This window comes from Antrihabitans stalagmiti, assembly GCF_016482825.1.
Taxonomy (GTDB): Bacteria; Actinomycetota; Actinomycetes; order Mycobacteriales; family Mycobacteriaceae; genus Antrihabitans; species Antrihabitans stalagmiti.
In genome coordinates this window covers 235,540-256,127 of sequence record NZ_JAEMNV010000004.1, presented here as the reverse complement: position 1 = coordinate 256,127, position 20,588 = coordinate 235,540, and the positions used below count along the sequence as shown (strand labels likewise).

At 63.8% G+C, this 20,588-nt stretch carries 14 protein-coding genes and 1 tRNA gene; 5 read left to right on the top strand and 10 right to left on the bottom strand.

Features of this window, described 5'->3' with window-relative positions:
* Position 1: 1 nt before the first annotated feature.
* Positions 2 to 556, bottom strand: coding sequence for an LPXTG cell wall anchor domain-containing protein (locus JGU71_RS14220; protein WP_199704808.1), 555 nt, complete (start codon positions 554 to 556; stop codon positions 2 to 4).
* Here JGU71_RS14220 and JGU71_RS14215 point away from each other — a divergent pair.
* On the top strand, positions 546 to 4,565 hold the full coding sequence (locus tag JGU71_RS14215) for a ribonuclease E domain-containing protein (RefSeq protein ID WP_199704807.1): 4,020 nt from the start codon (positions 546 to 548) through the stop codon (positions 4,563 to 4,565). The genes JGU71_RS14220 and JGU71_RS14215 overlap by 11 nt on opposite strands.
* Before the next feature lie 508 nt (positions 4,566 to 5,073).
* Here JGU71_RS14215 and JGU71_RS14210 read toward each other — a convergent pair.
* Complete coding sequence (locus JGU71_RS14210) at positions 5,074 to 7,380, bottom strand: MMPL family transporter (protein WP_199704806.1); 2,307 nt, start codon at positions 7,378 to 7,380, stop codon at positions 5,074 to 5,076.
* Between the two features lie 27 nt (positions 7,381 to 7,407).
* Positions 7,408 to 8,019, bottom strand: coding sequence for a TetR family transcriptional regulator (locus tag JGU71_RS14205; protein ID WP_199704805.1), 612 nt, complete (start codon positions 8,017 to 8,019; stop codon positions 7,408 to 7,410).
* A 146-nt stretch (positions 8,020 to 8,165) separates the two neighbouring features.
* Here JGU71_RS14205 and JGU71_RS14200 point away from each other — a divergent pair, with 146 nt between their 5' ends.
* On the top strand, positions 8,166 to 9,677 hold the full coding sequence (locus tag JGU71_RS14200; RefSeq protein WP_307829650.1) for a threonine/serine exporter family protein: 1,512 nt from the start codon (positions 8,166 to 8,168) through the stop codon (positions 9,675 to 9,677).
* Here JGU71_RS14200 and JGU71_RS14195 read toward each other — a convergent pair.
* Positions 9,655 to 10,137: an RrF2 family transcriptional regulator gene (locus tag JGU71_RS14195; protein ID WP_199704804.1), complete on the bottom strand. Its 483-nt coding sequence runs from the start codon at positions 10,135 to 10,137 to the stop codon at positions 9,655 to 9,657. The two genes, JGU71_RS14200 and JGU71_RS14195, sit on opposite strands and share 23 nt — an antisense overlap.
* A gap of 36 nt (positions 10,138 to 10,173) precedes the next feature.
* Entirely contained in the window at positions 10,174 to 10,734 is a 561-nt protein-coding gene (locus JGU71_RS14190; protein WP_199704803.1) for a TetR/AcrR family transcriptional regulator, read from the bottom strand.
* 177 nt (positions 10,735 to 10,911) lie between these two features.
* On the opposite strand from JGU71_RS14190, the gene JGU71_RS14185 reads away from it, so the two are divergent.
* Both JGU71_RS14185 and JGU71_RS14180 read left to right on the top strand, forming a co-directional pair.
* Complete coding sequence (locus JGU71_RS14185; RefSeq protein WP_199704802.1) at positions 10,912 to 13,239, top strand: MMPL family transporter; 2,328 nt, start codon at positions 10,912 to 10,914, stop codon at positions 13,237 to 13,239.
* Positions 13,240 to 13,564: 325 nt separating this feature from the next.
* Positions 13,565 to 17,314 carry an Ig-like domain repeat protein gene (locus JGU71_RS14180; protein ID WP_199704801.1) on the top strand — a complete coding sequence of 1,250 codons (3,750 nt, stop codon included), beginning with the start codon at positions 13,565 to 13,567 and terminating at the stop codon, positions 17,312 to 17,314.
* Positions 17,315 to 17,441: 127 nt separating this feature from the next.
* On the opposite strand, the gene JGU71_RS14175 is transcribed toward JGU71_RS14180, so the two are convergent.
* The 4 genes from JGU71_RS14175 to JGU71_RS14160 all read right to left on the bottom strand — a co-directional run bounded on the left by JGU71_RS14175 (position 17,442) and on the right by JGU71_RS14160 (position 18,888).
* Positions 17,442 to 17,532 (bottom strand) — tRNA-Ser (locus tag JGU71_RS14175).
* Between the two features lie 45 nt (positions 17,533 to 17,577).
* Positions 17,578 to 17,775, bottom strand: a complete 198-nt coding sequence (locus JGU71_RS14170) for a CsbD family protein (RefSeq protein ID WP_199704800.1) — start codon at positions 17,773 to 17,775, stop codon at positions 17,578 to 17,580.
* Positions 17,776 to 17,874: 99 nt separating this feature from the next.
* Positions 17,875 to 18,342, bottom strand: coding sequence for a nucleoside deaminase (locus tag JGU71_RS14165; protein WP_199704799.1), 468 nt, complete (start codon positions 18,340 to 18,342; stop codon positions 17,875 to 17,877).
* Positions 18,343 to 18,348: 6 nt separating this feature from the next.
* Positions 18,349 to 18,888 carry a tRNA adenosine deaminase-associated protein gene (locus tag JGU71_RS14160; RefSeq protein ID WP_199704798.1) on the bottom strand — a complete coding sequence of 180 codons (540 nt, stop codon included), beginning with the start codon at positions 18,886 to 18,888 and terminating at the stop codon, positions 18,349 to 18,351.
* A gap of 79 nt (positions 18,889 to 18,967) precedes the next feature.
* Between JGU71_RS14160 and JGU71_RS14155 the strand changes: the two genes are divergently transcribed.
* The gene (locus JGU71_RS14155) at positions 18,968 to 19,912 is read left to right on the top strand and encodes a prephenate dehydrogenase (RefSeq protein WP_199704797.1); all 945 of its coding nucleotides are present in this window, start codon (positions 18,968 to 18,970) and stop codon (positions 19,910 to 19,912) included.
* A gap of 51 nt (positions 19,913 to 19,963) precedes the next feature.
* Here JGU71_RS14155 and JGU71_RS14150 read toward each other — a convergent pair whose 3' ends face one another.
* The gene (locus JGU71_RS14150) at positions 19,964 to 20,572 is read right to left on the bottom strand and encodes a putative glycolipid-binding domain-containing protein (protein WP_307829649.1); all 609 of its coding nucleotides are present in this window, start codon (positions 20,570 to 20,572) and stop codon (positions 19,964 to 19,966) included.
* Positions 20,573 to 20,588: the final 16 nt, after the last annotated feature.

The window sequence follows — 20,588 nt, the reverse complement described above, 5'->3', positions numbered from 1 at the left end:
TTCAGACCCGCTTACCCTGCGACTTGCGTCGTCCAACCACCATGAACAGACTTCCGAAGACAATCGCCAAACCGGAAATCACCATCAGCGAAACAAGTTTCGCGCCCGTCGTCGGCAAGAAGCCGGCGAAGTTCTCCGGGCCCGCCTGAACTCGACCAGCCAATTCCGGAACACCGGTCGACTGGCCGAAGCTCGTCGCGCCGCCTGTCGGAGCACTCACCAACGTCGTCCCGGTAGGACCGCCAACCGTCACACCCGTCGGGCCGGTCGGGAAGCCCGTTGTCGGTCCGGTAGCCAGACCGGTCGGCCCACCTGTTGTCGGCAGACCCGTCGTCGGTAGACCGGTCGTCGGCCCGGTCGCCACGCCAGTCGGCGTGCCGGTCGTCGGGAAGCCGGTTGTCGGGAAGCCGGTTGTTGGAAGACCAGTCGTTGGGAGGCCGGTTGTCGGTCCGGTAGCCACGCCAGTCGGCGTGCCCGTCGTCGGGAACCCTGTCGTCGGGAAGCCGGTTGTCGGCAGACCCGTTGTAGGCAGACCGGTCGTCGGGATGCCGGTCACTGTCGGAATTCCCGTGGTCGGGATACCCGTCACTGTCGGGATACCGGTCACCGTGCCAGTGACCGTCGGAATACCCGTGGTCGGGATACCCGTCACTGTCGGAATACCGGTCACCGTTCCCGTGACTGTCGGAATGCCCGTGGTCGGAATACCCGTCACCGTTCCCGTCACCGTCGGAATACCCGTGGTCGGAATACCGGTCACCGTCGGGATACCCGTCACCGTGCCGGTCACCGTCGGAATACCCGTGGTCGGGATACCCGTCACTGTCGGAATACCGGTCACTGTCGGGATACCCGTCACCGTCGGAATACCGGTCACCGTGCCGGTCACTGTCGGAATACCGGTCACTGTCGGAATACCCGTCACTGTCGGAATACCGGTCACCGTTCCCGTGACTGTCGGGATGCCCGTGACCGTCGGGATACCCGTCACCGTGCCAGTGACCGTCGGGATACCCGTGGTCGGAATACCGGTCACCGTCGGGATACCCGTCACCGTGCCGGTCACCGTCGGAATACCCGTGGTCGGGATACCCGTCACTGTCGGGATACCGGTCACTGTCGGGATACCCGTCACCGTCGGGATACCGGTCACCGTGCCAGTCACGGTCGGAATGCCAGTCGTCGGAATGCCCGTCACCGTCGGGATACCCGTCACTGTCGGAATACCGGTCACCGTGCCAGTCACGGTCGGAATGCCAGTCGTCGGAATGCCCGTCACCGTCGGGATACCCGTCACCGTCGGAATACCGGTCACCGTGCCGGTCACTGTCGGAATGCCCGTGGTCGGGATGCCCGTCACCGTCGGGATGCCCGTCACCGTTCCCGTGACTGTCGGGATGCCCGTGACCGTCGGGATACCCGTCACCGTGCCAGTGACCGTCGGGATACCCGTGGTCGGGATGCCCGTCACCGTCGGGATACCCGTCACCGTGCCAGTGACCGTCGGGATACCGGTCGTCGGGATGCCCGTCACCGTCGGAATACCGGTCACCGTGCCAGTCACGGTCGGGATACCGGTCGTCGGGATGCCCGTCACCGTCGGAATACCGGTCACTGTCGGGATGCCCGTCACCGTCGGGATACCCGTCACCGTTCCCGTGACCGTCGGAATACCCGTGGTCGGGATACCCGTGGTCGGAATACCCGTCACCGTCGGAATACCCGTCACCGTGCCAGTGACCGTCGGAATACCGGTCGTCGGAATGCCCGTCACCGTCGGAATACCCGTCACCGTGCCAGTCACGGTCGGAACACCAGTGGTCGGGATACCCGTCACCGTCGGAATACCGGTCACCGTGCCAGTCACCGTCGGAATACCGGTCGTCGGAATACCGGTCGTCGGAATACCGGTCACCGTGCCCGTCACTGTCGGAATACCCGTGGTCGGGATACCCGTCACCGTCGGAATACCGGTCACCGTGCCAGTCACGGTCGGAATACCAGTCGTCGGAATACCGGTCACTGTCGGGATGCCCGTCACCGTGCCCGTCACGGTCGGAATACCCGTGGTCGGAATACCCGTCACCGTCGGAATACCCGTCACCGTTCCGGTCACCGTCGGGATACCGGTCGTCGGAATACCGGTCACCGTGCCCGTCACTGTCGGAACACCAGTGGTCGGGATACCCGTCACCGTCGGAATACCGGTCACCGTGCCAGTGACCGTCGGAATACCCGTGGTCGGGACACCGGTCACTGTCGGAATGCCCGTCACCGTGCCAGTGACCGTCGGAATACCCGTGGTCGGGATACCCGTCACCGTCGGAATACCAGTCACCGTGCCGGCCACCGTTCCCGTGGTCGGAATGCCAGTCACCGTCGGAACACCGGTCACAGTCGGAATGCCGGTGATCGTGCCCGTCGTAATACCAGTCACCGAACCAGTCGTTGGAATACCAGTCACCGTCGGAATACCAGTCACCGTGCCGGCCACCGTTCCCGTGGTCGGAATACCGGTCACCGTCGGAACACCAGTCACCGTGCCGGCCACCGTTCCCGTGGTCGGAATGCCAGTCACCGTCGGAACACCGGTCACAGTCGGAATGCCGGTGATCGTGCCCGTCGTAATACCAGTCACCGAACCAGTCGTTGGAATACCAGTCACCGTCGGAACACCAGTCACCGTGCCGGCCACCGTTCCCGTGGTCGGAATACCGGTCACCGTCGGAACACCAGTCACCGTGCCGGCCACCGTTCCCGTGGTCGGAATGCCAGTCACCGTCGGAACACCGGTCACAGTCGGAATGCCGGTAATCGTGCCCGTCGTGATACCAGTCACCGAACCAGTGGTCGGAACACCGGTCACCGTTCCCGTCACCGTGCCCGAGGTCGGGATACCCGTCACCGTCGGAACACCGGTCACGGCGCCCGAGGTCGGAATTCCCGTCACCGTTCCGGTGACCGAACCTGTGGTCGGTATACCTGTCACAGTTGGAACACCCGTGATCGTGCCGGCAGTAATCCCGGTTACCGCGCCCGTCACCGTCGGACCACCGGTCACCGCACCCGTCACTGTCGGAATGCCGGTGATCGTCCCGGTAGTAATCCCAGTAGCAGTCGGAATGCCTGTGACGGCGCCGGTAGTGATGCCGGCCGCTGAGCCTGTCGCCGACGTAATTCCTGTGCCGGTAATCGTGCCGGTCGTGATCCCCGTGCCGGTGGTGATTCCGGTGACCGAACTGGCGACAGTGCCGGAGGTGATGCCTGTGACCGAGCTTGTCGCCGACGTGATGCCCGTCGCGGAACCGCTAGCGGTGGCTGTACCCGTGGTCGGGATACCCGTCGTGAAGCCAGACGTCACGCCCGTCGCTGCGCTCATGGAGGTGCTGGAGGTCGAACCCGTCGTCCCGCCGGTGCTGATTCCGGTGACTGTTCCAGTTGTGAAGCCTGTCGTGCCTGTCGTCGGAATGCCCGTGACGCTTCCGGATGTGAACCCGCTCGTGACGCCGGTGGCTGCGCTCAACGTTGAACCCGTCGAAATGCCAGTCGCAGAACCACTCGCTGCACCCGTGGTAATTCCAGTGACGCTGCCTGTGGTGATGCCTGTGGCCGCACCCGTTGTAATGCCCGTCGCGCCTGCCGTGGTGGCACCTGTCGTCGCACCCGTCGTAATTCCTGTGGCACCCGCAGTAGTCACGCCAGTGGTCGAACCAGTCGTCGTGCCGGTCACGGCACCCGTAGTTATGCCGGTAGTAGTTCCGGTCGCACTACCCGTTGCTGCGCCTGTCGTGAAGCCTGACGTGATCCAGCCGCCGGAGGTCGACGATGTCACCGAGCCCGTAGAAAGACCTGTGGCAGCCTCGGTGGTGACTCCCGTTGTCGTCCCGGTGATCGTTCCGGACGTAACTCCCGTCGTCGCCCCAGTTACCGACCCCGTCGTCACGCCTGTGGTTGCACCCGTCACTGCACCGGATGTCACACCCGTCGTCGTCCCCGTAACCGAGCCAGTCGTCAGACCCGTTGTGTCACCTGTTGTAAGCCCCGTGACCGCGCCTGTTGTCGTTCCTGTCACGGTCCCGGTCGGCAGACCGGTCGTATCTCCCGTCGGAAGCCCCGTAGTCGCGCCAGTTGTCGTACCCGTAGTCGTACCCGTGACCGCGCCAGTCGTCGCACCCGTCACCGCGCCGGTCGTCGTGCCCGTAACCGCGCCGGTCGTCACACCCGTTGTGTCGCCTGTCGTGAGTCCGGTCGCCGCACCGGTGGTGGACGATGTCACCGATCCGGTCGTCGCGCCAGTCGTCAAACCTGTGGTTGCGCCGGTCACGCTCCCGGAAGAGACACCGGTGACGGATCCTGTGGTGATGCCGGTGGCTCCGCCCGTTGCCGAGCCGAGGGTGCTGCCCGTGGTGCTCGCGCCTGTTGCGCTGCCGACAGTGGAACTTCCGGTGGACGAGCCGGTGATCGTTCCCGTCGTAAAAATAGGCGTGACGGTGCCCGTCGATCCACCGGTCACCGTGGACGTGAAGGGCGCTGCTGAAGCAACCGAACCTGCGAGGGCGGTGTAGCCACCCAAGATCAGACCGGTCGCAATCGAAACAGCGCCGACACCACGACGCGTTCTGCGACTTGAAGCCATGCGGGGCACTTCCTTCTTCCCCGGCCCGGTGCGGAACGGTAGCAGTATGAGGGTGCTCACAGCCAGTCCATCGGTGTGAGTCGCGCAATAATTACGCAACCGGCGTGTCGGGCCGAGAAATTTTTGGGCGTGTCGCCTAGTCGAGATCACTTACGGCATGGATCCAGCAGCCGGACCAGAGGAGTAGGGAAACACGGCGACATATTGGCACATCCCGAGCCGGTCGGGAAGATCAAGTGCCGCAACGCAATCCGAAACGAACCCATTTCATCGGTCGCCGACTTCCCATTTGGAGAACCTCACGGGGCGAAATCGAGCCAACTATCGAATTTGAACAACTGTCCAACGAAAACGACGACGGGCCCACCTGCCGGAATTGGAAGCAAGTTGCTTGTTTGCTTCGGCGTCCGACCGATGGGCCCGTCGATTTTGGAGACTCAGCTGACTGGCTGCAGATCCTTCCGCAGTTCGTCAGTGGTAGCGAGCTGGAGCTTCTGCCCCTCGATATCGACGTTCGGCAGAATTCGATCGAGCCACTTGGGCAGCCACCAGGCAGCATCTCCGAGCAGTGCCATGACCGACGGAATGATAACCATCCGGACGATGAAGGCGTCGAAGAAAACAGCCGCGGCAAGCGCGAAGCCCATTGCCTTGATGAACGAATCGGGTTCTGCCATGAAGGCCGCGAAAACCGACATCATGATGATCGCCGCAGCGGTGACAACGCGGGCACCGTGATTGAACCCGGCGACCACAGCCTCCTTGGCGCTCGCACCCTTCATGTACTCCTCACGCATCCGGCTGACCAGGAACACCTGGTAGTCCATCGCCAGACCGAACACCACGCCGATGAGGAAGACGGGCATGAAGCTGACGATCGGCTGCGGATTCGAGATGAGCCCGAGCCAGCCTTCCTGGAAGATCGCGACCGTCGCACCGAAGGTCGCGGCAACGCTCAGTAGGAAGCCCAGCGTGGCGGTCAGCGGTACGAGGATCGACCGGAAGACCAGCATCAGCAGCACGAACGCGAGGCCGACGACCACTGCCAGATACGGGATGAGCGCGCTCTGCAGTCGGTCCGAGATGTCGTTCTCCAACGCGGTCTGACCCGTGATGCCGTAGCTGGCACCCGTGCTCGACTGCAGTTCCGATTCCGCGTCACGAAGATTCTGGACGAGATCCTTCGTCGCGTCGCTGCTCGGTGAACTTTCGGGGGTGACGAGAATCTGCGCTGTGTCACCGGCCTGGTTGACGCCGACGATCTGCGCGTTCGACACATCCGACTGCGCCTCGATGGTCCGGACGACATCGGCGAAGGCGTCGGTTGCTGGGACTCGCGCGTCCTTGGCGTCGACGACCACCAGCAGCGGACCGTTCTTGCCCGGTCCGAAACTTTCGCCGACGAGGTCGTAGGCCTTGCGTGCACTCGTCGTCGGATCAGCGGTGCCTTCGTTCGGCAGCGACAGCGCGAGGTTGGTCGCAGGGATCGCGAGCAAGCCGAGCAACAGAATGCCTGCACCCAACGTCAGCGCCGGAGCCTTCGTCACGAATCGTGCGTAGCGGACAGCCCTGTTCGGCTTCGCAGGATCGCCTTCGCCGACACGCGACTTCAGGAACGGAATCCCACCGGCGATCGCCTTGCGGCCGAACAGTCCAAGCAGGGCCGGCAGCAACGTCAGTGCGATCAGTACAGCAATCAGCACGGTGAATGCCGCAGCTGCACCCATGTCCGACAGGAACGGAATCCCGACGACGCGGAGAGCGACCAACGCGATGATGACGGTCAAGCCGGCGAACACCACTGCCGACCCGGCGGTGCCGACCGCTTTACCTGCGGCTTCCGCGCGGTCTTCGGTTTCCTCCAGCTCATGCCTGTAGCGGCTGACGATGAACAACGAATAGTCGATCGCGACAGCGAGACCGATCATGATCGCCAATGTGGGCGTCATCGAGCTGAGATCCATGAACCCCGTCGCGATGGTGATGCCCAGGCTGCCGATGGCGATACCGATGATCGCGGTAATCAGAGGCAGACCAGCTGCGACGAGCGAACCGAAGGTGATCATCAAAACTACTGCTGCGACGCCGATGCCGACCAGTTCGGCGGCTCCACCCGGCATCGTCTGCTCGGTGGCCGCATTGCCACTGACCTCGACGGTGAGGCCTGCATCGCGGCCGATCTGGGCCGCGTCACCGATCTCTTGGCGCAGTTCCGGCGTGACGTCACTCATGCCACCGTTGAACGGAACTTCGAAGTAGCCGACGGTCTTGTCGGGACTCAGCGACGACACTGCCTTGGCGTTGGCGAGCGCCTGATCCGGCGACGACCCGTCCTTGGCAGCTTGATCGAGCGCAATCTGGGTCATGTTCTGCTCGGCAACAACGGGATTGGATACCTGCTCGGCACCACCCTTGATGTCCGGAATCTCGCGGACCTTGGCGATCATCGCGTCCATCGCCGCTTGATTCTGCGGCGACTCGAGCGTCTGCCCGGCGGGAGCCTGGATCACGTACCGCGCGCTGAGCGAGTTCATCGGATCTTCGGCGCGATCAGGGAAGCGCTCGGCCATCAGGTCCTGAGCCTTTTGCGCCTCGGTACCCGGGATCGAGAACGATTCGCTCGTCGGCCCGGACAGCGTGGCCGCGCCGACACCGGCAAGTACAAGAAGTACCAGCCAGGCGGCGAGCACTACGCCTTTTCTTCGGTAGGCGAACTTACCGATTCGATACAGATAGGTAGCCACGATTCTCCTCGTGAAAGTTGTCGGTCGTCAGTTGTGAGTGGGCTGCGGTAGCCCTGCGCGAAGGAGCGCGAATGCTTCGGACACCAGTTGCTCGGGCGTCCGGCCGCCGGCGTTTTCACTTATGGAGAGTTCGATCACGGTCTTCATCGCTCCCCCGACTGCAACCTGCAGCAGGTTCGGATAAAGATCTGAGTCGATGTCGGTGCCTGTGCGGTCGGCAATGGCTTCGCCGAACAGCCGCGACACCGTGTTGTGCATTTGCACCGTCCTGGCCATCAATGCAGGTGACTGCTCGACCAGCCGAGAAACGACGCTCAAATCTTCGAGATCGCGGCTGTCGTCGCTGACGTAGGCGATGGCCAAAGCTTCGAGGGAATCCCAGATCGGCTCGTGTGCAGGGCGCGCGCGAAGGTCGTTGACCCACTCCTGAACCGAGGACTCCGCTTGATAGAGGATTGCGTCCTCTTTCGAAGGGAAGTAGTTGTGGAAGGTACGGGTGGAGACATCGGCTTCGGCGGCGATGGCTTCTGCGGTCACAGCGTCGAGACCGTGCAGACGGGAGAGTCGAACCGCGGCCGCGCTGAGTGCTGCTCGGGTCGCAGCCTTCTTACGGTCTCGAAGTCCGGTTGAACTGGTCATGCGACTAACTGTACGGAACTTGCAGAACCGTGCAAGTTTGCAGACCGGTGCAATATTTGTGTGATCCGCTACACGACGTGCCCGAATGTGTCCGCCGTCACTCGAAACCAGGCACCCTGAACAGAACGTGGAGGTGATGTAAGAGCGTGAAAAGCAACAAACGAGCAGCGACGACCAACTCGCGTCATCGCTGGCACCTGCTCGACACTCGGACCGGCGAAGACACCGGAACCACGTCCAATCGCGTGCGACGAACGAACCTGCTCCGCCGCCGCGCGTGGCATCCGACGGCACCGTCGCCGACCGACTCCGACACCACCGAGGTGATCGGCCCGCAACTTCCCGACGACTCCACCGTCAACTTCGTGCTCGACCTCTCCCTACGAATCGGCGAAGTCCAGATGTCGAGCGGCGCGGGCGCTTCCGACGTGACGGCAACGATCCTCGCGCTCACCTCCGCGCTCGGTTTGCCGCACTGCGAGGTCGACGTGATCTTCACGTCGATCACCGTCACCTGTCATCGCGGAACGACGATGGCTCCCGTCACCGCATTGCGCGTCGTCAGGTCCCGCAGCCTGGACTACACCCGGCTCACCGCGACCGAGGTGCTGATCCGCAAGATCGTCCGAGGCAGCATCGGTGCCGACGCTGCACAGATCGAGTTGCAGAAGATCACCGAAGTCGGTCACCCGTATCCGCGCTGGGTTGCAACGATCGCCTGGGGCGGTCTTGCCGCGTTCATCACGTTGATCCTCGGCGGCGGTTGGGACATCGCGATCGTCGCGATGGTGATCAGCGCGGTGGTCGACCGGATAGGTCGTTTGCTCAACAGCTTTGCGCTGCCGTTCTTCTTCCAGCAGGTCATCGGCGGTCTGGTAGCGACGCTGACCGCGATGGCCGTTGTGAGCAGCAGTTTGCTGACGACCGACAAACCGACGCTGGTCGTCGCCGCTGCGGTCACGGTGTTGCTCTCCGGACTTTCGACCGTGTCCGCGGTCCAGGACGCGATCACGGGCTATTACGTCACGGCCGCCGGTCGGACGATGGAGACCGTGCTGATGACCGCGGGCCTGATCGCGGGCGTCGTCCTCGCGCTTAAATCCGCTGTACTGCTCGGCTTGCCCCGAACCCCACTACCGGAGGTCGTCGACTCGACGCCGCAGCAGTTGCCGGTCATCATCCTCGGCAGCATCGGGGCGGCCGCCTGCTTCGCACTTGCGTCGTATTCGACGATCCGGGCGATGGCGGTTGCGGGCATTGCCGGCGGAATCGGTGGTGCCGTGTACGGCGCATTGAAGCTCACAGACCTGGGTGCGATCGGCTCGTCCGCGGTCGCCGCGACGCTCGTCGGCCTCGGCGGCGGTGTTATTGCACGCCGCATCAAGGTGACGCCGCTGGTGGTGGCCGTCTCTGGACTGACGCCGCTGCTTCCCGGCCTATCCCTGTATCGCGGCCTGTACGAACTGGGTGTCGAACCGGGAGGAAGTACCTCGACGATCATGACCGCGATCGGCATCGGCTTGGCGCTGGCCGCAGGCGTCGTCCTCGGCGAGTACCTCGCCCAACCGCTGCGCACCGGACTCGGCCGCATGGAACGAAAACTCTCGGGTCCGAGAATGGCGGGCCCACTCGCGCCTACGGATCGACGGTTGGACTGACGGTTTCGCGGCGCTGCCATGCCTGTGGGTCCGCGGTGAGCTGGGCGATGAAGTCGGGCAGCTCGTCCATCGCGACATCGGCGATACTCACCCGCTCGAGTACCGCTCGGAGATTCACGCGCACCGCGATCCACACGCGCTGCAGCGGCTCGGCATACCCCGTGTACTGCACATCTTCGGGTCGCTCGCCGCGGACCGACGCAAGCGGACCTTCGACAGCGCGGATGACGTCAGCGATGCTGATCTCCGCTGCCGGCCGCGAGAGCCAATACCCACCGTCGGGCCCGCGCCGGCTGGCCACGAGTCCGCTGCGGCGCAGTTCGGCGAGAATCGTCTCGAGCAATTTCGGCGGAATCGATTGTGCGAGCGCGAGTCCGTCGGCCTTGGTCGGACTCTCCGGAGCGTGTGCCAACTCCAGCAACGTCCGCACGGCGTAGTCCACCCTCGCGGTGATGTGCACGCCGACCGTCCTCCCCTGCTCCTAGGTGGCGTCAGTTTAGGCGGGCGTGCCGTTCAGAACAGACAACGCGACACCCAACAGCACTCGTTCTATGTCCACGACCGTCGCATCTGGCACTAATTCGTTGGCAGTCAGTGCGACACCGAGCACCTCGAGCGTGGCGGCCGCGCGAAGTTGCACCTCGACAGACGGATTCGGTCCGGCGAGCCATTCACGCATCCGCTCGTTGATCTGCATCAACTCTGGGAACCGATCCCCAACCGCATTGATGATGGCAACCGCGTCGCGGACGAAAAGAACGCCGACGTCACGCTGCCGAACCAAGCTCGCGACGTAGCGGCCCAACAAATCCTGTACAGCCTTCGCGCTATACGGCGTTTCGTCCAGATCTACTGCAATGAGCCGCATTTCGTCGAAAATCGGCGCGACGATCTCGGCGAGCAGATCCGCTTTGGATGCGTAGTGGTAGTACAACGAGGCCTTGGTGATACCGACTTCGTCCGCGACCTCGCGCAAGCTCGTCTGATCGAAGCCCTTGGCCGCAATCAGACGGATCGCGGTCGTTCGGATGGACCCTTTTGTGTCCCGGACCCTCATTGGTCGACAGCTTCCTATTGCGATTCTCACAGGTTCGACTCAGAAAACTCGATTGTCTACCTGCCGTGCGGTAGGTAGCGTACCTACCGAACGGTAGGAGCACGCAGTTTCGGAGGGGGAGCTCGACTCTGTGCGATTTCGTGCCCTACATCCACACGTGCCATCGAGGAGAAAATCGTGTCCGTTTACTTGTATCGGTGGGGGAAGTTCGCGTTCCGCCGAAAATGGCTTGTCTTGCCGATCTGGCTGGTGTTGCTCATCGGACTCGGCGTCCTGTCGTCGGCGATATCGCAGCCGATGGAAGACGACTTCACCATGCCCAACCTGCCCTCCGAGAGGGCAACGGAAATCTTGGACAAGCACTTTCCCGGGGCCTCGGACGCGTTCGATTTCGACGCCGTCACAGGGACTTACGTCATCGCCGCTCCCGAGGGGCAGAAGCTGACTGACCCCAACAACGAAGCGGCGATCAACGCGCTGGTCGACAAGCTCAACGGTCTCGACATCGTCGATCACGAGAAGCAGATCGAAAGCCCGATCACCACGGCCGGCAAGCTCGAAACCAGCGATGGCGCAACGTGTCTCACGGCCGACCGCACAGCGGAGCAGTTCAGAGCCGACTGCAGTGGTGCACCGCTCAACGTTCTCAACACCGAAAAGCCGGACACCGTCGCAACATTGGGCGCCAAGTTCACGATCGCCAAGTTCCAGGACATCACGCCCGAGGATCGTGAGAAGGCCTACGACATCGCCGACGACGCGCGCAACGCCGGCCTCACCGTCGAGCTAAGCGGCTCGATCGCACAGGAGAACGCAGCGCCCGGCGGTTCCGCCGAACTGATGGGTATGGGTGTCGCACTGATCGTCATGATCATCGCCTTCGGCGCCCTCGTCGCACCGTTCATCCCGCTCATCACCGCGGTCGTCGGGTTGGGCGCAGCCACCATGCTGATCATGGCGGGAACATCGATCATCTCCATCCCCACCTTCACGACGTTCCTCGCGTCGATGATCGGTATCGCCCTCTCGATCGACTACGCGCTGTTCATCGTGTCGAGATACAAACACGAACTCACGGTCGCCGACACACCCGAAGAGGCAGCCGGTGCCGCACTCGGTACAGCTGGTTCTGCGGTCGTGTTCGCTGGTCTCACCGTCATCATCGCGCTCAGCGGCCTCAGCATCGTCGGCGTCAAATTCTTGACCTTCATGGGTATCGGCGGCGCAATCGCAGCGGCGTTCGCGGTGCTGGTGGCGCTCACATTGATGCCCGCGTTGCTCGGAGCCTTCGGTAAGGCTCTGTTCAAACCGAAGCTGCCGTTCATCGCCAAGCACGATCCCGAGGACGACTCCGTCGTATCCAACGGTCAGCGCGTCGCAAAGTGGATCGGCAAGGCACCGGCCGTGGCGCTGACGTTCGGCATCGTCGTCCTCGGCCTGCTTGCACTGCCCGCGGTCAACCTCAACCTCGGCCTCCCCGGCGACGAGAGTGCACCGACCGACACCACCGTCCGCCAGGCCTACGAACTGCGGACCGACGGATTCGGCGAGGGCAGCAACGGCGTACTGCAAATCGCGGTCGACCTTGCCGATGTTGCACCGGATCGTCGTGACGCAGCACTCGACGCAGTCCGCCAGCAACTCGTCTCGTACTCCGATATGGACTACGTGATCGGACCGAACAAAAGCGAAGACGGAGCGGGCGCAACGTTCGACGGCGTTCCGAAGTCGGGCCCGAACAACCAGGACACCAAGGATCTGGTCAAGGAGGTCCGCGGCGCGGAATCGGCGCTGACCGACGAATACGGGCTGGAGTACGGCGTCACAGGTACGACGGCGATCTTTGCCGATGTCGACGACGTGCTACTCGGCTCGATCGTTCCATACATCGCGATCGTCGCAGGTGCAGCGTTCCTGCTGCTGATCCTGGTGTTCCGTTCGATCCTGGTTCCGCTGATCGGTGCACTCGGGTTCCTGTTGTCGATGGCAGCGACCTTCGGTGCGACTGTGCTGATCTTCCAGGAAGGCAAGTTCGGGCTGATCGCCGATCCACACCCGATCGTGAGCTTCCTACCGATCATGTTGATCGGCCTGGTGTTCGGTCTCGCCATGGACTACCAGGTGTTCCTCGTGACTCGTATGCGCGAGGAATACGTCCACGGCAAGCCTGCCAAGGAGGCGATGATCTCCGGCTACCACCACGGCGCGCGCGTCGTGACGTCGGCGGCGATCATCATGATCTCGGTATTCAGCGCATTTATGCTGGAATCCGACCCCACCGCCAAGACGATGGGCTTCGCACTGGCAGTCGGCGTTCTCCTCGACGCATTCATCGTGCGCATGCTGATCATCCCGGCGCTGCTCGCGCTGCTCGGTGACGCAGCCTGGTGGATGCCGAAGTGGCTCGACCGCATCGTGCCGAACATCGACGTCGAAGGTGAGAAGTTGAACCTTCGCAGGCACGGCGATGTGGCGAAGGAACCGGAGCCGGTAAAGATCTCCTGACGCTCCAAGGAACACGACGAAAGGCCCTCATCTCGCGCAGATGGGGGCCTTTCGGTGTGGTGTGGATCGGTGGAGGTCGTGCGCACAGTTAGCTACGGACTCATCGGTCCGGTGGACGATCGGTCAGGGAGCACGAGTTCGGGTCGGTGTGCACTCGATCGGGAGCACACCGACCCGAAACGACGCACTCTGATGACTTGATCTCCGACCGACCGGAGATCGGTCGGGCAAATCCGGCCTTTCCCCGCATGTCGAACACAAATTTCGACTGTGCCGTCACTAACGTTCTGCTCGCGGGGGCACGCGGGCCGAAACGGAGTTTCCCATGTCCAGGAGTGGGTTCCTCGATCGTCTTCTGGTGGTGTCGACGTGCGCGATCCTCGTCGGCGCCGGAACCGCCGCCGTGCTGGTCGACCCGCCGCTGGCCGCCGCCGCACCGCCCCCGCCGGTCGAGATCGCACCCGACGTGTTGTTCGACGCCGAAACCGGGATCACCATTCACGCCTATCACTGCACTGCGGGCAATCAGAAGTACAAAGTCCCCGAGGGGACGACCAGTCTCTACATCGAGGCTGTCGGCGGCGAAGGCCAGACGCCGAACCCGAACTACGCAGGGATCGGCGGGCTCGGTGGACAGGTCACCGGCGGCCTGCGCGTCACGCCAGGACAGGAGTTCGACGTGCAGGTCGGGTGCCGCGGCACCAGCGACGGCGGGTATTCCCCCTACGCATCCGGTGGTCCGAAGGGACTCGCCATCGCCAACGTCACCAACTTCGGCACCGTGTACTCGAACGGTTACGACGGCGGTGGCGGCGGCGGTGCCTCGGCCGTGCTCTACAACGGTGAACCCATTGCTGTTGCCGGTGGCGGTGGCGGATCGGGTGGCAGCGCGCCCGACTGCTATTCCGTTTCGCCCGTGCGGGATTCGACGTTTTTCTATTGCGGCGGCGGACCTCGACGCCAAGGTGGCGACGGTGGCGACGGCAGCGGTCCGTTCAGCTACGAAGACGTTCCGCCGTACGAGGGCGGCGCCGGTGAAAACAACCCAGCGGGCGACACCTCGAGCGGGCTGAGCTGCACTGGTCCAAAAGAAGGCGGTGCCGGCGGCACCTTCGACACCACCGGCGGCGGAGGCGGTGGAGGTGGCGGCGGAGGCGGTTACGAACACGGCGGTTGCGGTGGCGCCCAGGCACCCGCGACCCCGATCGTGCACGGACCCGAAGCCGCAAAAGGTGCAGGCGGCGCGGGCGGAGGTGGCGGCACATCCTTTGCCGCACAGGCACTCACCAATTCGAACATCCAGACGGCGTCCGTCTCGGGTGACGGCTACATTCTGTTTCTGACGTCCGCCGATGGCGTTCGCACCAAATCGTTCGGCGTCCGAGGCGAGGAAGCGCAGTACTACTGCGTCGGCGACGGCGTCAACGAGCTCTACGTCGACGCACTCGGCGGATCCGGTGGTGGCGGCGGCCGCGACTTCGACGACAATGTCAGCACCGGCGGGTCCGGCAGCGGCGTCCAAGCCGTCGTTGCGGTCACCGAACGCAAGCAGCTGAAGATCGAAGTCGGGCACTACGGTGGCGCCAGCGGCGGTTGGGGCAATGGCAGGGGCGGTGGCCGAGGGACCGCCGACTCGGACGCGTCCTACAGCGGCGCAGGTGGCGGCGGTTCGACATCGGTGAGCCAGACCGACGCCGACTGCGATGCCTCGACTCACGACGCACGCTCCGAGTACCTGGTGATCGGCGGGGGCGGCGGCGGTGGCGGCGGCAACGGATTCAGCGCAGACGGTGGGGACGGTGGAGCCGCAGGTGTCGATCCCGAAGACGGCAAGGGCGGCGGCTTCGGTGGCGGCCCAGGCGGTCTCGGCGGTGAGGAGAGCGGAACCAAGGGCGGCGACGGCTCCGGCAGCAGCACCGGCGGAGGAGGAGGCGGCGGCGGCGGCGGACACCGCGGCGGCGGAAAAGGTCACGGCGCCAACGACGGTGACGACGGCGGTGGCGGCGGAGGCGGGGGTGGCGAGTCCCTCGCTCGTAGCGTGCCCGGCCAAACGCCGTCCTACTACAGCGGACCGAACGGCGATTTCGGCAACGAGGAAGGCCGCAACGACGGACACGTCGACCTGGTGGTCCCGATCCCAGCCAAACGCAGTCGGGTGGAGCTGATTTCGGGGAACAGTCAGAGTGCGTACTCGGATCAGCAGTTCGCGCAACCCCTTCGAGTGCGATTCGTGGATGCGATCGAGGGTCCGCAGGCGAACAAATCGATCACGTTCACATTGCCGTCGACGCAGGGTGCCGCAGCGAAATTCTCCAATGGCGAGTCCAGCATCTCGGTGAACACCGATTCGGAGGGGTTCGCCGAGACGACGATCAGAGCATTGCCCGCTGCCGAGCAGGCGTCACTGCCGGAAGGCTTCGTCGTAAACGCAACGGTCACCGACGATCCTGCGCACCTCATCGGTGAGACAACCTTCCGGCTGCACGATGTCGAGGTACCCACCAGCATCGAGGTGACGACCGATGCGACCGACTACATCTCGCAGCCCGGACAACCGGTGACCTTCACCGCGAAGATATCGCAGCAAGAAGGTACAACTCCGTCCTTCGGTACGCCGAGCGGTCACGTTCAGTTCAAGATCGACGGAAACGACGTCGGCGGTCCGCTCGAATTGAACTCCGGCACAGTGACTTTGCCACCGGTGAGCAACCTACTGCCTGGCACCCACCACATTCTGGCGACCTACCTCGGCGACGATCCGAACAAGACCTTCGCTCCCGTTTTCGGCAGCGTCGGTTTGCTCGTCGACGCCGACGGTCAGACGATGACCTTGGAGTCGTCCCACAATCCGTCCTATCCCGGCCAGCCTGTGACGTTCTCGGCCGTTGTCACTCCGGACTCCGGTGTGAGCGATCGACCAACCGGCACAGTGCAATTCGAGATAGGCGGGAATCCGGTCGGTGAGCCGGTACCACTCGCCGCAACCGGACCGGCCTCGGCGACAAGCGTTCCGGTGGACAATCTGCCGCTCGGCACAACAGTCGTCACGGCAAAATACTCGGGCGATGCTCGATTCGCGTCGAACACAAAGACGCTGGACCAGAACGTCGCCAAGCTCGGGACCGAGACTCGCCTGACCCTGCCACCGCCGCCTGTGCTTGCGGGGGCTGTGGTCGGCGCGACGGTCACCGGACCGGCCGGTGCACCCAAACCAACTGGTGCCATTGCATTTTCGCAGAACGGGACGAGTCTCGGCGAGCCGGTGCCGCTGGATGCCGACGGTAGCGCGACGTCACCGCCGCTCGCTGCTGGCACGGGGGGCGTCGAAGCGCGCTATCTGGGCAACGAGGTCTACCTGGAATCGACTGCGCAACAACAGATCGACGTCTACACCCGGTCATCGACAACGACCGTCACCGCCAACCGCAACCCGGTCGCCTTCTTCCAGCAACTGGACCTGACCGCCACGATCACCACCGATCCAACCGGGCCGGTCAGTGCGGGCACGGTGCAATTCGCTGCGGACGGGGCGGCAATGGGCGGGCCTGTGCCGGTGGTGAACGGCAAAGCCGTTCTGGTCAAGGCTGATTTCTCGAAGTTGAAGTCCGGGGCGCACGTCATCACGGCCGCGTACACGGGTGACACGGCGGCAGGAATCGGGCCGAGTACGGGGCAACTGAGCTTGTCGGTCCTCAACGTCGGCCAACAACCCGGCGACGCGCCCTCGGATGTGTCGATCGATATCGCCACCCCGCAGAACGCTCCACGAGGGTCGACGGTCCCATCGACGATCACCGTGCGTAACAACGGTGCGCAGCCATCGAATGGTGTCACCGTAACGGTGTCGCACCTGATGTTCGCCCGTATCGTCGACCCAGCAGGCGGTCAGGTCGCGGGCAACACCGTCACATTCGCAATACCGACGCTCGCACCGCAGCAGACGGTCACCTATACGGTCGTTTTGGAAGCTCAGCCTCGACTCGGCCTCGGACTTGTGATCGGCCGCATCAACACCACGACAAGGGACTCCAACGTGCTGAACAACATCGACTACACCGCGACGTTCGTGCGGTAGGGGGTTTGGGTCGATCGGTGTGCGTCGATTCGGGTCGGCGTGCGTCAGTCGGGATGCACGCCGACCCGATTCGATGCACGCTGACAGCAAGAAACCCCTCGCTGAGTTGCTAAGCGAGGGGTTTCTATGGCGGTGGCGGAGGGATTTGAACCCTCGGACGGGGGTTACCCGTCACACGCTTTCGAGGCGTGCTCCTTAGGCCGCTCGGACACGCCACCGCCGCAGACTCTACCGGAGATCGGCAGTTGCGCTAAATCGCGACGTTAGACGCCGGATCCGCCGCCGGTGACCTTGTCTTTGAGATCGGTTGCTGCCTCTTTTGCCTTGTCGACACCCTCGAGGAGCGCATCCTTTGCAGCAGTGGCCAGCTCCTCTGCCTTGCCGAGCGCGCCTTCGACTACTTCCTTCGCCTGACCGCCGATGTTCTCAGCCGTGCTCTTCGCATCGTCTGCAATACCCATGGTTCCTCCGTCAGAGTTTGCGCGCCGGGTCGTCCGGCACAGAGGCAATATTCGCACCAAGTTGTCTTTTTTCGTCGGGAGTCGAAGAAACTTGCTTGCTCAGAGTTCGCCGACGTCGCGGCGTCGTGCACGGAAGAAGTCGTCGAGCAGCGCAGCGCACTCATCTGCCAGGACACCGCCCCGGACCTGCGGGCGATGATTCAATCGACGGTCACGGACGACGTCCCACAGCGACCCGACCGCACCCGTTTTCGGCTCCCACGCGCCGAACACAACTCGCTCGACGCGTGCGAGAACGAGCGCGCCCGCGCACATGGTGCAGGGTTCGAGAGTGACGGCCAAGGTGAGCCCGTCCAAATGCCACCCGTCGCCGTGGACCCGCGCGGCGTCACGCAACGCAAGGATTTCGGCGTGCGCCGTCGGATCACCCGTCGCCTCACGAGCATTGGCTGCGCGAGCCAGGACGTTGCCTGCAGCATCGACGACAACTGCACCGACCGGAACGTCGCCGTCACCCGCTAGTGACGCAGCGTCGATCGCGGCGCGGATGAGCGTCTCGTCGTCCAAAACCCGCTACCGGGGAAGCTTGTCGAGCACAGCCGCGAGCTCGTTTGCGAAGCCGAGGCGAGCCGCGATCATGCCGATCTGCTCGTCCGGGTAGAGGTCGGTCTCCGCGACGATGACACTCAATACCGGCTCCGGCAGACCGAGATCGGCGAGCACACCGAGGTCGCCCTCTTCCCACGGTTCGATGTCGTCGAGCTCGTCAGGGTCGATGTCCGGAATTTCGACGTTGATCGCGTCGAGCACCTCGGCTGCGATGTCGTAGTCGATCGCGGCCGTGGCGTCCGACAGCAACATCCGCGTGCCCGAAGGCGCCGGACGCAGGACCACGAAGAACTCGTCGTCGATGTCCAGCAACCCGAACACCGCGCCCGAACTTCTCAGCTCGCGCAACTCGGTCTCGGCGGTGTGCAGGCTTGTGAGAGCACCGGAGGAGAGTGGAGTGCATTTCCACACACCCTCTTCCCGCGTCACCGCAACGCCGAATCCTTCGAGATCGTCGAAGTCGTCCGAGGGTGCTGTGTTGATACTCGAACGCTGTGCAGCCATGCGCGCAACGGTAGTCCGCCCACCCTGAAATGTTGAAGTCAGAGTCCGTGAACAGCGGCGAGTGTGAAAACCTGAGTGCGTGTCAGAACACGTCGAACCGCCGATCTGCGTACTCGGACTCGGTCTGATCGGGGGGTCGTTGCTTCGTGCGGCCGTCGCCGCCGGCCGGACTGCCTGGGGTTACAACAGGTCGGCCGATCCGGTTCGTGACGCCGTCGCCGATGGTTTCGATGCGACCTCGGACTTGAGGTCCGCACTGGTCAGGGCACGTGAGGGCAACGCACTGATCGTCGTCGCGGTGCCGATGCCTGCGGTCGATGCCGTGCTCGCAGCGGTGGCCGAGCACGCTCCCGGGTGCCCTTTGACCGACGTCGTGAGTGTCAAGGCACCCGTTGCCGCGGCCGTTGCTCGCGTCGGTTTGACCGAACGCTACGTCGGCGGTCACCCGATGGCTGGCACCGCCGACTCGGGTTGGGGTGCATCGTTCGCTGAGCTGTTCAACGACGCGGTATGGGTAGTCGCGGCAGAGGACGGCGCGGACCCCGCGGTGTGGTCGGCAGTGACGCGATTGGCGCTGGCCTGCGGCTCGGTTGTGATACCTGCCGAGTCAAACGAGCACGATCGTGCGGTCGCCCGCATATCGCATCTTCCGCACGTCCTTGCCGAGGCGCTGGCAACATCGGGCGCGGCTGGTGGGGACCTGGCACTCGGCCTCGCTGCCGGGTCGTTTCGCGATGGCACACGGGTAGCGGCGACGGCACCCGACTTGGTGCGCGCGATGTGCGAGGCGAACGCCGACGCATTGCTCGACGCTTTGGACGAGACGCTAGCCGTGCTCGCCGCAGCGCGCGAGACGCTTGCGGCAGGGTCGCTTGCCGATCTGGTCGGTGCCGGATTCGACGCACGCCAGCGCTACGAAAAAGCGGAACGCTGGGACATCACCGGCATCGTTCCAGGCGATATCGGCTGGTTGGAGGCGTTTCGTGACGCCGGGCGACGGGGTGGGGCGCTTCGCGCCTTGTGAGTCTTTTCGGTGGGCGGGCCCGCCGAAAAGACGCACGAGCGGCGGAGCCGCCTAGATGCGAACTGCGAGGCCTGGATAGTCGATTACGAAGCCCTCGGCATCGACCGTCACCGAAGAACTCGACACCGGCGACAGCACATGAATGCCATCGCTGCCGCTGCTGTAGGTGAGGCTCGCTTCCTGCACTCCGAGATCGGGCAGGTTGACGTACACAACGGGCACCTGTCGATCCTCGGTGGCCGTCTGCAAGCCGTAACGCCGGATCGGCAACGTGTTGAAAAACGGACTCAGCACGACGTCGACATCGAGCGCTCCCCCGAAGGTCGAACGCAGATGGGTGCTGCCGCTTTCGATCATCCAGTAGCCCTCTTCGTCACGGCTGATCGAGGTCTGCCGCTCGCCCGACGCGATGGACGTGCGCATCGACAGGCGACGAGTGACGCCGTTCTCGTCGGTCACGAGGTCGTAGGAGGCGCTGAACGCTGGGTGGTCGGAGCACTTGCCGCCGATGATGCGGCCTGACGCTTTTATTCGGTTGCCGCTGACCTGAACTCGCACCGATTCCATCCGAGGAGCGTTGTGGGCTTGCCATGTCAGAATCGCAGGCCAAGCGCTGACGGCTTCGTCTGACGGTGCAGACCCCTGAGCTGGATTGGTCACTCGTCTACGTTATGCG

Coding starts and splice junctions, on each gene's coding strand:
- JGU71_RS14160 (WP_199704798.1), bottom strand. CDS start 18,888: ATGGCTGCACAGCGTTCGAGTATCAACACAGCACCCTCGGACGACTTC.
- JGU71_RS14205 (WP_199704805.1), bottom strand. CDS start 8,019: ATGACCAGTTCAACCGGACTTCGAGACCGTAAGAAGGCTGCGACCCGA.
- JGU71_RS14170 (WP_199704800.1), bottom strand. CDS start 17,775: ATGGGTATTGCAGACGATGCGAAGAGCACGGCTGAGAACATCGGCGGT.
- JGU71_RS14215 (WP_199704807.1), top strand. CDS start 546: ATGCCGGTCACTGTCGGAATTCCCGTGGTCGGGATACCCGTCACTGTC.
- JGU71_RS14190 (WP_199704803.1), bottom strand. CDS start 10,734: ATGAGGGTCCGGGACACAAAAGGGTCCATCCGAACGACCGCGATCCGT.
- JGU71_RS14180 (WP_199704801.1), top strand. CDS start 13,565: ATGTCCAGGAGTGGGTTCCTCGATCGTCTTCTGGTGGTGTCGACGTGC.